Source organism: Microcoleus sp. Pol12B4 (genome assembly GCF_036701385.1).
GTDB lineage: Bacteria > Cyanobacteriota > Cyanobacteriia > Cyanobacteriales > Microcoleaceae > Microcoleus.
The window spans coordinates 1-14,769 of record NZ_JAUBQR010000163.1; the positions used below are offsets into that span (position 1 = coordinate 1).

10 protein-coding genes are annotated in these 14,769 nt (G+C 45.6%); 6 read left to right on the top strand and 4 right to left on the bottom strand.

The genetic code is table 11. The features are described from left to right. The 3 genes from QUA38_RS20550 to QUA38_RS20560 all read left to right on the top strand — a co-directional run. Positions 1-2,367 (top strand): adenylate/guanylate cyclase domain-containing protein (locus QUA38_RS20550; RefSeq protein WP_333164964.1); only part of this gene is annotated, 2,367 nt, incomplete at its 5' end. A 51-nt stretch (positions 2,368-2,418) separates the two neighbouring features. Next, complete coding sequence (locus QUA38_RS20555) at positions 2,419-6,126, top strand: PAS domain S-box protein (protein WP_333164966.1); 3,708 nt, start codon at positions 2,419-2,421, stop codon at positions 6,124-6,126. Between the two features lie 4 nt (positions 6,127-6,130). Beyond that, a complete protein-coding gene (locus QUA38_RS20560; protein ID WP_333164968.1) occupies positions 6,131-7,252 on the top strand; it encodes an ATP-binding protein in 1,122 nt (373 codons plus the stop codon). A 26-nt stretch (positions 7,253-7,278) separates the two neighbouring features. Here the strand turns inward: QUA38_RS20560 and QUA38_RS20565 are convergent, their stop codons facing one another. Further along, positions 7,279-8,451 carry an FAD-binding oxidoreductase gene (locus QUA38_RS20565; protein ID WP_333164970.1) on the bottom strand — a complete coding sequence of 391 codons (1,173 nt, stop codon included), beginning with the start codon at positions 8,449-8,451 and terminating at the stop codon, positions 7,279-7,281. 211 nt (positions 8,452-8,662) lie between these two features. Here QUA38_RS20565 and QUA38_RS20570 point away from each other — a divergent pair, with 211 nt between their 5' ends. Both QUA38_RS20570 and QUA38_RS20575 read left to right on the top strand, forming a co-directional pair. Then, positions 8,663-8,941, top strand: coding sequence for a hypothetical protein (locus QUA38_RS20570; RefSeq protein WP_333164972.1), 279 nt, complete (start codon positions 8,663-8,665; stop codon positions 8,939-8,941). Between the two features lie 51 nt (positions 8,942-8,992). Continuing rightward, positions 8,993-9,532 (top strand): DUF2231 domain-containing protein, encoded by a 540-nt coding sequence (locus QUA38_RS20575; protein WP_333164974.1) that lies wholly within the window; start codon positions 8,993-8,995, stop codon positions 9,530-9,532. 67 nt (positions 9,533-9,599) lie between these two features. Here QUA38_RS20575 and cutA read toward each other — a convergent pair whose 3' ends face one another. From cutA to QUA38_RS20590, 3 genes are all read right to left on the bottom strand, one after another. Beyond that, complete coding sequence (gene cutA, locus QUA38_RS20580) at positions 9,600-9,920, bottom strand: divalent-cation tolerance protein CutA (protein ID WP_333164976.1); 321 nt, start codon at positions 9,918-9,920, stop codon at positions 9,600-9,602. Positions 9,921-10,193: 273 nt separating this feature from the next. Next, positions 10,194-11,093, bottom strand: a complete 900-nt coding sequence (locus QUA38_RS20585; protein ID WP_333164979.1) for a pentapeptide repeat-containing protein — start codon at positions 11,091-11,093, stop codon at positions 10,194-10,196. Positions 11,094-11,345: 252 nt separating this feature from the next. Then, positions 11,346-13,859 carry a VIT domain-containing protein gene (locus QUA38_RS20590; protein WP_333164982.1) on the bottom strand — a complete coding sequence of 838 codons (2,514 nt, stop codon included), beginning with the start codon at positions 13,857-13,859 and terminating at the stop codon, positions 11,346-11,348. 314 nt (positions 13,860-14,173) lie between these two features. On the opposite strand from QUA38_RS20590, the gene QUA38_RS20595 reads away from it, so the two are divergent. Beyond that, positions 14,174-14,769, top strand: a 596-nt coding sequence (locus tag QUA38_RS20595) for an Rpn family recombination-promoting nuclease/putative transposase (RefSeq protein WP_333164985.1), incomplete at its 3' end; no start/stop codon positions are given.

The window sequence follows — 14,769 nt, forward strand, 5'->3', positions numbered from 1 at the left end:
GTTTTGTTGGTAACAACAGCCTCGGGAAAGATTAAAAAAGTCAATCAAGCGGCTCAAGATTTGTTCGGTTACAGCGAGTCAGAATTAGTCGGCCAGCAAATAGACGCTGTTGCTGCTTTTGGCTCCTCTTTGCAAGCAGTCAGCCAAGAGGAGCCTCAAAAATTGCAAACTAACGCCGAAGTAATTTGCACGGCAAAAACCGGAGAAAAGCTAACAGTTTCGTTTTCCTGTACGGCGATTTCGACTGACATTAAAAGTATTTCTGGCTCTGGGCTCGCCGTTCAAGATTTCGTGTACATCGGCCGCGATGTCACAGATAGACAGCGCGCCCGCAAGCGACAAATAACTCAGTACGTTACCACTCGCATCCTGTCGGCATCCGAAACAATCAAAAAAGCTATAGCAGCAATTCTCCCCGTAATTTGCGACAGCTTGGGATGGGATACCGCCGAACTTTGGATGCCAGAAGCTGGGGAAAAACTCCTGTCAGAAACTAAGAGAATAACTGCGGTTTCCGACCCCAATTTTCTTCGCTGCGTCGCCAGTTGGACAAAACGCTCAGTTTCTATCCCCAAATTTGTCGAATTTACCGAACAAATGACTTGTGCGTTTGGCGAAGGATTACCCGGTTTCGTTTGGGCCAGCGGTTCCTCTCAGTGGATTGCCGATGTCACAAAAAGCGACACTTGTATACGCCGCGAAATTGCTGCTGAAGAAGGACTGCACGGAGCTTTTGGTTTCCCTATTTTGGGCGACTACGACCCTGAAAATTCTGCAAAGTCTGTGTTGGGGGTGATGATTTTCTTCAGCCGCGAAGTGCAGTGTTTTGATGAAGAACTGCTCCAGATAATGGCAACAATCGGCAGTCAGATCGGTCAATTTATCAAGCGAAAACAAGCGGAAATAGCTTTGCGGGAAAGCGAAGAGCAACTGCGAGACTTATTTGAAAATGCTACTGACTTAATTCAAAGTATTGGAGCCGACGGTCATTTTTTGTATGTAAATCGGGCTTGGCGGGAAACTTTGGGCTACACCGAAGCAGAAATTGCTAAAATGACTGTTTTTGATATCATTCATCCGAAGAGTTCCCCAGAGTCTCTGGATATATTGTATCAAGCTATTACCAAAAAAACGGTAAATGAAAATACATTGTATCCAGAGTCTATTGAACTAACATTTATTACTAAATATCATGAAAATATTTTGCTTGAAGGCAGTATAAGCTGTAAATTTGCGGCAGGTTCGCTAGTAGCTATTCGCGCTATTTTGCGAGATATTACTGCTCGAAAAATGGCAGAGGATGCCCTAGCAAAATCTGTGTCCCTGCTGCTAGCAACTTTTGATTCTACTGCGGACGGTATTTTAGCGATTGACAGGAACGGAAAAATCGTCACTTTCAATCGACAATTTGTGGAAATGTGGGGCATACCTAATGAAGTGATGGCACTGCGAGACGACGCCATAACGATCGCCTTTGTCCTCAACCAACTCAAAGACCCCCAAGCATTTCAAGAGAGAATACAATCACTTTACGATCAGCCAGAAGCCGAAAGTTACGACTTGTTGGAATTTCAAGATGGCAGATTTTTTGAACGCTATTCGCAACCGCAGCGACTGGGAGATACCATTATCGGGAGAGTCTGGAGTTACCACGACATTACGGAACGCAAGCAAGCAGAAGATGCGTTGTGGGAAGAACAAGAGAAATCCGAAAAACTGCTGTTAAATATCTTGCCCAAGGCAATAGCAGAACGCCTCAAGCAAAACGAAACTACTATTGCCGAATACTTTCCGGAAGTGACTGTTTTGTTCGCTGACATTGTGGGGTTTACTGCATTGTCTGCCGTCATGAATCCGATCGAACTTGTGGATATCCTAAATAAGATTTTCTCAGGATTCGACCTTTTGTGCGAACGGCACGGTTTAGAGAAAATTAAGACCATCGGCGACGCATACATGGCAGTAGGAGGACTGCCTGAACACAGGGCAGACCACGCAGATGCGATCGCCCAATTTGCCTTAGATATGCAAGCAGAAATAGCCAGATTTAATGCTAGCCATAATAAATATTTTAGCATCCGCATCGGCATTCACAGCGGCCCGGTTGTTGCCGGAGTAATTGGTATAAAGAAGTTTATTTATGATTTATGGGGCGACACGGTAAATATTGCTTCCCGCATGGAATCGCAGGGTTTGCCTTGGCGGATTCAAGTGAGCGAAACTACTTATAAGTTGTTGAAAAATAAATATTTATTTCAGGAGCGAGGAATGATTGAAGTTAAAGGCAAAGGGGTAATGAAAACTTATATTCTCATGGGCAGAAAATCAGGCAGCTCATCAGTCATAAGTCATCAGTCATCTGGCTGATGACTAAAAGTGTTGCTAAAGTTAATTAGCAATACTTTTTGACCAAGACTAATGGAACTTGCTAATTTGTCGGCCAATTTACGATCGCCTGACGAAGCTGTCGATCGCCACCCTGTCACGGTTGCGCCCTCAACTTCTCTCGCAGAGGCGATCGCCCTGATGCGTCGGACGAGCAACCCTTGTCCAATGCCTAATTCACCTGCATTTCACGACTCAAACGAAACTGTACAAGCATCGATTAGTTGCGTCTTAGTTGTCGATGAAAATCAGCTAGTCGGACTGCTAAGCCCGGAAGACGTGCTGAACTTAGCCGCGGCAGAATACGGATGGCAAGGCATGAAAGTTGCCGACGCAATGACGCGGAATTTAATTGTCTTACAAGAATCAGAATTTACAGATCTTAGTACCGCATTCAAGCTATTTTGTCAATACTCGATCGATTGCTTGCCAATTGTAGATGAACGGGGTCAGCCAGTAGGTATAGTCAGCGAAAAAAGGATGCGCCCAGCAATGTATAGCTGGATCGAGGCACTGCATCAAGAAGTGGCAAAACTTCAGGAACAATGCGAACTGTTAGAGGGCAATTGTGAACTCGAAAAAGTCAGCGATCGCCAAAATGCCGAAAATGCCATGCGGCAAAGCGAGGCGCGCTACCTAGCGATTGTGGAAGACCAAACCGAACTGATTTGCCGCTACCTCCCAGACGGTAAAATAACTTTTGTCAATCAAGCTTACTGCCGTTATTTCGGCCTGCAGGCGTTCGACTTACTCGGCAAATGCTTCATGTCCCTGCTGCCAGAAGCAGACCGAGAAATTTTTCAACAGCAATATACTTCTGTGTCTCCCGACAACCCTATTTTTACCTGCGAGCACCAAGTAATTTTGCCGAGCGGGGAAATTCGCTGGCACCAGTGGATCGATCGGGCGATATTCGACGAGAGCGGACAAATCGTCGAGTATCAAGCTGCAGGCCGGGATGTCACGGATCGCAAACAAGCAGAAATCGCTTTGCAGCAGCTCAATGCAGAGTTAGAACTGCGAGTGCAGCAGCGGACACAATGGTACGAAATGGCAGTATCGGCCGGCAAAGTGGGGGTTTGGGACTGGGATTTGGAAACCGACGAAATCTACATTGCTCCGTCTTTGAAAGCTTTGTTGGGGTATCAGGATGCAGAGATTCCTAACCGCATGGAAAATTGGGCATCTCACGTTCATCCCGACGATCAAGTTACAGTCGCCCAAGCAGTAAATGCTTATCTAGAGGGTTTGACAGAAATTTATGAAGTAGAACATCGGATGGTGCGTAAAGACGGCAGCACCTGCTGGATACTTGCCCGTGGCAGCGCGATCCGATCGGCTTCTGGCAAGGCCTTCCGCCTGACTGGCACTGACACCGACATTACGGATCGCAAATTGACCGAAGAAAAACTTCAAAACTCAGAAGCCGAACTGCTGGCGCTGTTTAACGCCATGACGGATATTGTCCTGGTTTTCGACGCAAGCGGTCGCTACCTCAAAATCGCCCCCACGGCTCCCCAACTGCTGTACAAACCTGCTCCTGAAGTGCTGGGCAAAACCCTCGCAGAAATCTTCCCAGAAGCGGAAGCTAATTTTGCCATGGGTCACATTCGCCAAACCTTAGCATCTAAGCAAACTCACAGAGTTGAATACAGCATGGAAATTGGCTGCAAGTTATTCTGGTTTGATGCCAGTATTTCGCCGCTGGAGCTCGATCGGGTGATGTGGGTTGCCCGAGACATTACCGCTCGCAAACAGGCAGAAGCTGCACTGCAAAAGAGCGAAGAAAAGTTTCGCAACTTATTTGACGATGCTCCGATCGCGATTGGTTTGGCAAGCGTGCGCGACTACCGCACGATCAAAGTGAATGAAGCTCACCGCCAGATGTTGGGCTACAGCGATTCGGAGTTGGCTACCATGACTTTTACTGAACTCACGCATCCAGAAGATTTACAAGCGGATGTAGAGGAAGTCAAGCAGTTGATCTGCGGCAATATTTCTCGTTTACAAACGGAAAAACGCTTGATTAAGAGGAATGGCGAGCTGATGTGGGCAAACTTGACGGTGACGCTGATCCGCGATCGCGAGGGCATTCCTCTATACAGCATGGGGGCGATCGAAGATATCAGTTATCGTAAGCGGGCAGAAATGGAATTTCAGCAGTTAAAAGAACGCCTGCAATTTTTACTGGCTTCTAATCCGGCAGTAATTTTTACTGCCGCACCCACGGGAGATTTTTGTACTACTTACATTAGCGACAACGTTAAGGCAATCGTGGGCTACGATCCCCAAGAACTGTTAGCAGATTCTAAATTTTGGTCGAGCCGGATTCACCCTGAAGAGCGGCTCCAATTTTTAGCAAACTTTTCTAATTTGTCCGAGGGTGAAAATTGCATTTGCGAGTACCGCTTTCTGCACCGGGACGGACTTTACCGCTGGCTGCGGACGGAAATGAAACTATTGGTTGATAGCAGGAGCATTCCGATCGAAATTATTGGTTACGCCGCCGATATCACCAATTCTAAATACGCAGAAATAGCGCTGCAGCAGCAGTTCGAGCGAGAAAGGCTCGTCGAGGCGATCGCCCGTCGCGTCCGCCAGTCTTTGCAATTAGAGGAAATTCTCAACACTACAGTTGCCGAACTCCAGCAAGTATTATTAGCCGATCGAGTTTTGGTTTATCAACTTTTACCCAAAAGCGGCGGCCGAGTCATTGCTGAAGCGGTGGCAGAAGGATGCAGCCAACTCGTGGATAGATATTTTGGCGAAGAGGTTTTTCCGCCTGAAAGTTATCAGCTTTATTTGCAAGGGCGAATTTCTGCGATCTCTGAACTAGATTCTCCCTCCCTTACAGCTTGTGTGGCGGAGTTTATGAAACAGATTGAAGTTAGGGCAAAGTTAGTAGTGCCGATTATTCAGCACAGCCAACTTTGGGGATTGCTGATTGCCCACCAATGCGATCGTCCTCGTGAGTGGCTAGAATGGGAAATCAATTTATTTCACCAGTTGGTGAATCAATTAGCGATCGCTATTCAGCAATCTCTACTTTACCAGCAACTGCAAGCTGAACTGAGCGACCGCAAACAAGCGGAAGCAAATTTGAAAAGCTCCCTCAGAGAAAAAGAAATTTTGCTTAAAGAAATTCACCACCGCGTCAAAAACAACCTCTGCGTAGTTGCCAGTCTGTTAGAATTGCAATCGAACACAGTTGCCGACCCGCAAGTAAGCAAAATGTTTGAAGAAAGTCAGAATCGCCTTTATTCTATGGCTCTGATTCACGAAAAACTGTACCGATCGACTAACCTAGCGCAAATTAATTTTGGCGAATATCTTGAAGATTTGGTAAGTAACTTGTTTCACTCTTATAATATTAGCAACAACCAAATTAAGTTACAGGTATTAGCTAAGCCAATTTCCTTAAATCTTGAAACCGCTGCTCCCTGCGGTTTAATTGCCAATGAATTGGTTTCAAATACCCTCAAACACGCTTTTCCTGATGCCACGAGTGGTACAGTTAGTGTAGAATGTTATCAAACTGACGATGGAGAAATCAACCTCTTAGTTAAGGACAACGGCATCGGCTTTCCTCGAAACTTAGATTTTCGGAAAACTAACTCAATGGGCTTTCAAGTTGTCTGTACTTTAACTGAGCAGTTAGAAGGAAGCATCGAACTGTTAACACAAACTGGCACAGCATTTCACCTAAAATTTCATGAGTTAAACTACTCCCAAAGGTTTTAAAATTATGGATGGGGCCGAAAAAGCAATTAATATTTTGATTGTCGAAGACGAACTCTTAATTGCTAAAAGTTTAGCTCAAAAATTAGAAAATTTGGGATATAAAATCGCAGGCATTGTCTCTTCAGGAGCCGATGCCATTCAGCGCGCCGGCGAATTGGCACCTGATTTAATCTTAATGGATATAGTCATCAAAGGCGATATTGACGGCATAGAAACAGCAGTAATAATTAATCAAGAATTAGATATCCCAATTATCTATACAACTGCCTATGCCGACGACGCAACTTTGGAGCGAGCCGAAAATACTGGCTCTTACGGCTACCTCCTCAAACCTTTTAAGCAAAGAGAACTACACGCCACAATCAAGATAGCACTGAGCAAACATCAACAAGCAGTTAGTCTGAAAAAAATAATGGCATTAGCAGCAGAAAAAAGCGACAATAGAGCGCGCTTTATTTCCATGGCTTACCACGATTTAAACACTCCTTTAACTACTATACAGTTATCGGCTGAAATGCTAGAAGATAGCGAATTGCATAAAGCCCCCGGAACTACCAATAAAAATGTCGATCGCATTAAAAAAGCCGTCAGTAATATGAGTAGTTTGCTGGAAGATATTTTAATGCTTAGCAAAGCAGAATCAGGGAAAATATCCTTAAATTTAAATCAGATTAATGCTACGGATTTATGCAATTCTATTTTAGAAGAACTGCAACCTATCGTCACCGACAAACACCTAGTACATTTCCGCAGTCACACAAATCCGCTGCACGCCAATCTCGATGCTAAACTACTGCACCACCTTCTCACTAATCTGCTTTCAAACGCTATTAAATATTCTCCAAACGGTGGCAAGATATGTTTAGACTTAAGCTGCGAAAACCAACAAATAATTTTGTGCGTTCGAGATGAGGGAATTGGGATGACACCGGAATATCAAGGAAAACTATTTCAGCAGTTTGAACGGGGTGCTAATGTAGGCAAGATTAAAGGATCGGGTTTGGGACTTTGCATTGTAAAACACATAGTTGACCTGCACGGCGGTACAATAAGTGTGGAAAGTGCGCTCGACAAAGGTACTACATTTATTGTCGCGCTGCCTTTTTGTGGTGACGATAACAGCTAACAGTTAACAGTTAAAATTAGTCATTGTCAGCAAAATCTATTGGGAGACAAAAGCGCGATCGCCCTATCTTCTTCTCCCCCCGCCGCATTCGCAAATCGCTCAGCCAAAGCAGGTACAATCACCAAAGGATTGCTGAGACCGGAAAAAACGTGCAATCCAGGGCGATCGGCAATCGGCCCCACTACAGGCAAATTATCAGCGCTAAATGCCACACTACACTCGTGCCAAGTTGCCGGTAAACCTGCCAAATCAGGCAAAACCTTGCGGATTCCTGCACGAATTGCCGTTTCGCTGGTTTCGCGATCGACTTTAGCATTCAAATCGCTCAAAGTGCGCGACAATTGCCCGATCCGCAAACTGCCATCATTAAACCCAATTGCACCCGAATCTAAAATCGGCGACAGCAACTCTTTACCAGGTTCATCCCAAAGAAAATCCACCTCAATCCTACTCGATTCAGCTTCCAATTCAAAACGTTTTAATACCGCAGGCATCACCAAAGTCCTGAGTTTCAAATCCACAGGTGCAGTTTCCAAAATCTCCGTGCGAGTGAAATAAACTCCTACAGAAACACCAGCCACCTTCAGCAAACTCCTACTCCAACCTCCAGCACAAACCACAGTATTTTCACAACGATAAATTTCCTGCGCCGTCTTGACTCCCGAAATCCGATTTCCCTCTTCTATAAACCCAATTACTTCAGCAAATTCTATAGTTCCTCCCAACCGGAGAAACCCTTGACAATAAGCTTTATTTGTGGCAGTCGGCGAAATGTGACCGTGGCGCACAGTCAGAGCTCCGGCGATCGCACTTTTATTCAGCAAAGGTTCCAACTCGCCAGCTTCTGCAACACTCAAAAGCTGCGGAACAATCGCAAAATGCGCGTAATTAGCCGCCACTTTTTCGGCATCATTGCCCGCATCAATGGTCAGCAACAAATCCAACTCGCGAAACTCAGTATCAGCATCTAATTGGGCCGATAAATTGCGGTGGCGTTCGATACCTTCTTGACACAATTGGCGAGTTAAATCAGCCGTTCCCGACCAATAAGCCAAGCCACCATAACTAAAACGAGTAGCATTTTGCATGGCAGCATCGCGTTCCAAAAGCAGCACAGCAAAACCTTTTTTTGCCAGTTCGTAACTCAGTGATGCACCAGTAATGCCACCGCCGACAACAATCCAATCGTAACTTTTCATGGGCAACTCAAAGGGAAGGAAAATATCATGCTTAGATTTTAGCTTAGGTTTTTTCCGAACCACCCGAAAAACCTCTACCTACAGGAAGAGGCTGCCTGCGATCGCCCTAACTGAAACTTCCACCCCTCGGGAGATGTTTGCGTAGAGATATTTTTCGTTCAATAGTAGGAATTAGAGTCAGCAAAAAATTAGAAATACCAGAGAGGTTTTTATGAGTATCGACAAACCAGGCAAAGATATGGAACGCACTGTCAATCCGGGCGATCGCATTTCCGACGAACCGCAAAGCATTGAAGAAAAAGCCAAGCAACTGGCGGTAGACCACGTGCCAGACATCACGGGCGATGTTGTTACAGTTCCAACTTATGTGATCGTAGAAGAACCCGATGGGGAAAAGAAAGCTTTGCACCACGTCAAAGACGCCGACGAAATTTCTGACGTAATTCGGCAGGCCCGCGTTGACGAAAATGGCGAGCGGATTTGGGATTAAGTTCAATCCAATAAAAACGGCTTTTTTGTACAAAATTAATCGCTAGAAATCATGGAAACAAATCAAAGAAATAGTACCCCCTATCCGAATATTCCGCCGATTCTAGAAAGTGACGACAGAGAGTATCGCGACGCCGGCATTACGAGTACGCTTTCAGTTGCAGGGCATCCCATCCATCCCATCATCGTCATCTTTCCGGTCGCCTTTTTAGTAGGAGCCGCGGGCACGGACATCGGTTATTGGCTCACAAGCGATCCGTTTTGGGCGAGAGCTTCGGTTTGGCTGATGAGTGTCGGTTTTGCTGCGGGGATTTTGGCAGCAATCACGGGCTTTTTAGATTTTTTCAAAGTTAAAAGAGTGCGCGAGCGCAGCGCTGGCTGGTTGCACATGGGCGGCAATGTGGCGGTTATGGTACTTACCCTGATTAACCTGGTGTTGCGACAAGGTAATCCGGCTGAGCCGATAGTATATACAGGTTTAGCAATATCGATCGTCGTTGCAACCTTGCTGGGCATTACAGGCTGGTTCGGCGGCGAACTAAGTTTTCGCCACAAAGTCGGCGTCATTGGCCCTACCAGTCATAATTCCTAGGTTCCTGAGCATTTGTAGTAGGGACTTTCGTCCCTCTTCATTTGACACTTTAGGACTAAAGTCTTGACTACAAACTTAAAGATTTTCCCAGCCAATTGAGATAAGCATCGCTGCCAGCGATAATAGGAATAGCAATAATTTCGGGAACTTCATAGGAATGGAGTTCCTGAACTTTTGTTTTTAAAGCCTCAAATTTAGCCATATCAGTTTTAATCACCAACTGCCACTCTGACCCGGCATGAATCTCGCCTTGCCAAGTATAAATAGAGCGAATTGGTGACAAACTCACACAAGCAGCCAGCTTGTGTTCAACTAGAGATTTCGCTAGATTCTCCGCTTCCGCCTCCGATGCCGCAGTTACCAGCACCACCCCAAAATTAACAGTCATAGCGATTTTAGATTTGAGATTAAAGAATTGATTTCAACAGAAAACCTGGAGCGTAATTCTTTGTAGCTACAGGACAATACGCTGTCAGGCGACGATATCTACCACTTTTAATAATTCTAGTTACCGGATTTAATCGATCGTGTCGCATCTAAATTTTACAGTCAAGTTGGAGGAAATTATTGTGGGGAGTAGGGGTTGGGCGAGATGCCCGCCCAAAAATCCAATTCAGATACGCAATTACCAATTCCCCACTTCCAAATTCCTCCTTTTCCATTACCCATTTTTAATTTCCGTCACTTCCCAAGAATTGACTCTGCCAGCCCCAGCTAAAGAAAAATAGCGTCTAGTAGATTCCGGCAAAATAGCTCCCGCCAACAAAGCATTATCTAAATTAGCTCCTATTAACGTCGCCTCGCTCAAATCTGCTGCCACCAAATCAGCTTGACACAACTTTGCCCAATTCAGATTTGCCCCTCTCAAACAACTTCCCCTCAACTTAGCGCCGGTTAAGTTTGCACCCGCCAACTTCACCCCACGCAACTGAGCCGCGCTGAAATTCGCCCCCACCAAATTCGAGCCTTCCAAATTAGCTCCCATGAGTTTAGCTTCGCTCACGTTAATGCCGCTTAAATCTACACCGCAGAGATTCACCCCTGTCAACTGCGCTCGCCGGAGACTGACTCCGGTTAATTGAGCTCCAAATAGTTTTGCACTATTGAGCCTTGCACCGTAAAGGTTGGCCCAGTTAAAATTAGCTGCCGTCAGATTCGCGCCCAGCAAGTTAACTAATTGCAAGTCGGCGCTGCACAAATTGGCATTCCACAACACAGCGCCCCGCAGGTTTGCGCTAGTTAAAGTTGCGCCGCTTAACCTTACTCTGGGCAATTTTGCTTTTACCAAAAAAGCTCCACTCAAATTAGCTTTTGTCAAATCTGCACCCGAAAGTTGGGTTTCGCCCATTTTGGCAAAAGTCAGATTTGTTCTTTGCATCTGTGCATCGTTGAGTGTTGCTTTGGTGAGAAACGCCCTGCTGAGGTTCGCCCCGGAAAGATTAGCTCGGGAAAGGTTGACTCCGATTAAGATTGCTCCGCTGAGGTTTTTCCCGCTGAGGTCGGCTCCAGTAAAATCTCTTTGTCCTTTTTCGTAATTGTTGAGCAGTTCACTAACTTCCATAGGGCATCATACCTTCTATGATTGGGGGTTTCGATCCAGAAATCTTTACTGTTAAGGTTGTTTCAGAAAGGAAACTGTTTCAGAAAGGAAACTGTTTTAGCGTTTGCCTCAAACGGTATAAATTTCATTAACATCACTTTCTGTTTAAAGGCAATCTCTTAATAAAGATTTTATATCTTCCTCGCGGTAGCGATCGCCCTTTCGGTATTTTTGAATTAAAAGTTAATGTTTTTTGACATAAATACTCGTTGCTTAAGGATCGACGGTAATTCGCAACTTTAGACGCAGCGTGCCCTTGAATCCTGCAGGAGGTTGCCAGGACCTCAAGGCCCTGTTGAGAGTCTCTATCGCGTCTGTTGCTTGCAGCGTCGAGGTTTGAGTATCTATCGCCACTCGGGCAACGCGGCCGTCTTGTACCGATAACTCCCACACCGTTTCACCGCTAACCCGCGCCGGGAGATTAACCGATTGCAGGTATTGAGTCAAAGCGGCGAGTGCCCCGGCATCCAACCCTTCGGCGCTAACTACTTGGAGGCGAGAAGCCAAAGGCTTCGGGCGTTGCAACTCACCGTAACCGGGCTGCCGCGGCGGCATAACAGGAGCTGGACTCACTGGTGCCGAGTTGCGATTCGAGGTAACGCTGCGAGTGCCGCCTCTAGTTGGCTCTGCCCCCTCCGACTGGAAAATACCTTCATAGCTGACACCCTGCGGCAATTCCACAGGTACTTGCACTCGACGACGAGTTCCATCTGCTTCGACTCGCACTTCTTCGCTCACAGCCACAAAAGCCGTATATTCCGACAGCAAGCGATAAGTCAGAGCAGTAGTAGTCACAGCTTCCACCAGAGATTTAGTCTCACCACCAAACATTTGATTCATTAAATCTTTAATGCGCGATCGCCCCCAAAGTTGAGCTACCGCCGGATTGCCAAAATCCGTAGCGGTTGCTGCGACTGAAGTAGACTCCCGCTGCCACCCACCGGATTGAGCAAAATTAACAGGTAAAACTTGCTCGTAAGCTTTGCCACCTGCAAGAGTGCCACGGATGCGAAGTTGACCGTTAGCTCGATCGGTCTTTTTGCCAAACAAAATCAGTGGCTGACTCGCAAACAAGTCTGGGGGCGCGATCGGATAAATCTCGGGTTTTTCCCCCATTCCTTCCCAACTAATTTGAATATTAGTTAACACCGGACGATTAATTTCCCGAAAAAACTTTTCTGCAGCTTCTGCTGAGGGTTCATCTTGACGAATTACTTGAGACGTGCCTCTTCCCACTTCCGCCAAACGGTTAATCAAAAACCGATTCACCGAACCGCCGACACCAAAACTATAAAGTCGATTTCCCGGTTTCAGACTGTGCTGAACCCGTGCTAGCACTTCATTTTCATTACCAATGTAACCGTCAGTAATTAGTACAATACTCCGCAGCCTTCCCGTTGTCACCGCCGGAAAATTCATCACTGCTTGAATGCCGTTAAGCAGTTCAGTGCCACCGTTAGCCTGCAACTTTTCTATATAATTAATTGCGCTTTGTCGATTTTCTGCCGTATTTGCTAAAGGAGTTGTTGAAAGCGCTTTTGCAGTGTTGGCAAAATCAATAATAGTAAAAGTATCGTTGGGATTCAGTCCTTGAATAAAGCGGCGCATCAACTCCTTAGATTTTGCCAGCGGTTCGCCCTGTTGAGAACCGGAAGTATCCATCAGAAACACGACATCTTTAGGTACAATTTCATTAGTTTTGTAGTTTAAAGCCGGAATCAAATAAGTAGCAAAATGACCGCCCCGCTTGTCGGATTGAGTCAAAATAGTTGCCCGAGTGTTTTCGCCCGCGACTCGATAGCGCAGAATTAAATCTTTATTGGGAATTGTGTCTGAATTGGCTAATTGGACTTGCACAATATTGCCGCTGCGGTCAGTTGTAATTTGATGGGAAGTAGAGCGGACATCGCCGATGGCAACTCCGGCATCTATTTCTACCGAAACAGCGATATTGTGACCCGATCGTGTTCCCGGAGGCAAAACAGGCGGGTTAATGCGATCGGCACCAGAACTATAGTTCCGCTTTGCTAAGGGAGGGTTGGGGGGGATCGTATTTCCCGAAATATAGCGCGGCCCTACCACCATGGGAAACACAAATTCATAATCGCCGCCAGCAAACTTGAGACTTTCGGTGTAGCGAATCGTAACTTCTATTTTTTCTCCCGGTTTGATATTAGCGAGAGACTGAGTAAAAATATTGTCGCGTTCTTGTTCCAACAAACCCGCACTCCGGCCTTGCTTTCTGGCTTGTTCGTAAATTTCCAAAGCTTCCTGGCGCAGTTTGATATCAGCTTTAATAATTCGTGAGCCTATTTTAATTTCCATATCGTCCACCGCCGCTTCGTCGGGCAAAGGAAATATATAAACAGCTTCTATAGATTCGGGAAAAGGATTTTCAAACTTCTGAACAACTTCGACGCGGGAGATATTGCCAGCAATTTTGGCTTTAACTTCAGTCTGCTTGAGAGGAAAGACTTGTTCTGAGGTCGTATTTGGAGTTTTGACGAACAAACCGCCTACTCGACACCTAGTTTCGGGCGATCGCGCCCCATTGCAATTAACATCGTTACTAGCCAGGATTTTTGGCGACACAGACGAATAATTTTCCCCAAGAGCATTGGCCCGCGCCCCATTGGGAGCGAGCCACGCGCCACACTCGATCGCAGCGAGCAATGCCATACCAGCACAAAGCAACCGTTGAGGGGATAGAACGCAGACAAACTTCATAGCTGTTTTTTTTAGCCGACTTGAGGTGCTTTGTTTACCATGACTTTACGATTGCCGAAACGTTCCTGAGTTAGCTTTTTGGGAAAAATGACTGAGCGCGTAGGGCTGATTTTCGATGTTAGATTTTAGATTAACTCTACAGGCGCTCATGGGGGAGTGGAACTTTTGTCTAGACTGCTGTGGGCTTGCATCCGTATTTGGGTGAAGTTGGTTGGGGCGATCGTCCGCGAACCCAACCTAGAAGATTGTATGATAGTTAAATAATTAAATAACTCTAACCTCCACCTCTCAATCTCTAATAAATTGAAAAAGCCATGAATTTTATTAACCCCAAAACCGACTTTGCATTTAAAAAAATCTTCGGCTCTGCTGACAGCAAAGACATTTTGATTAGCTTCTTAAATGCCATCCTCTACGAAGCGCAGCCAGTCATCGAAGATTTAGAAATTCTTGACCCTTATTTAGCTCCTAAAATCAAAGGAGTCAAAGATACTTACTTGGATGTTAAAGCTAAAATTGGTGGCAGCAAAACAGTGATCATTGAAATGCAGGTGTTGAATGTAGAATCCTTTGAAAAGCGAATTTTATACAATGCTACCAAAGCTTACTCAGTGCAATTGAAAAGCGGAGAAAACTACAACCTCTTAAATCCCGTGATTGCCTTGACGATTACAGATTTCCAAATGTTTGAGGATCTGGGAACAGTAATTTCGCGGTTTTGTATCAAAGAAAAAAACAATCGGGTCGAGTATTTGGCGGATGAATTAGAATTTGTATTTGTTGAGTTGCCCAAATTTGACAAGACTTTAGCTGAATTAGAGACTCTGACTGACAAGTGGATATATTTCATGAAAACAGCTCGGACGTTAAGGTCTGTGCCGGAAGAGTTGGGAAATGTACCGGAACTCCG

Coding starts and splice junctions, on each gene's coding strand:
- QUA38_RS20555 (WP_333164966.1), top strand. CDS start 2,419: ATGGAACTTGCTAATTTGTCGGCCAATTTACGATCGCCTGACGAAGCT.
- QUA38_RS20560 (WP_333164968.1), top strand. CDS start 6,131: ATGGATGGGGCCGAAAAAGCAATTAATATTTTGATTGTCGAAGACGAA.
- QUA38_RS20565 (WP_333164970.1), bottom strand. CDS start 8,451: ATGAAAAGTTACGATTGGATTGTTGTCGGCGGTGGCATTACTGGTGCA.
- QUA38_RS20570 (WP_333164972.1), top strand. CDS start 8,663: ATGAGTATCGACAAACCAGGCAAAGATATGGAACGCACTGTCAATCCG.
- QUA38_RS20575 (WP_333164974.1), top strand. CDS start 8,993: ATGGAAACAAATCAAAGAAATAGTACCCCCTATCCGAATATTCCGCCG.
- cutA (WP_333164976.1), bottom strand. CDS start 9,920: ATGACTGTTAATTTTGGGGTGGTGCTGGTAACTGCGGCATCGGAGGCG.
- QUA38_RS20585 (WP_333164979.1), bottom strand. CDS start 11,093: ATGGAAGTTAGTGAACTGCTCAACAATTACGAAAAAGGACAAAGAGAT.
- QUA38_RS20590 (WP_333164982.1), bottom strand. CDS start 13,859: ATGAAGTTTGTCTGCGTTCTATCCCCTCAACGGTTGCTTTGTGCTGGT.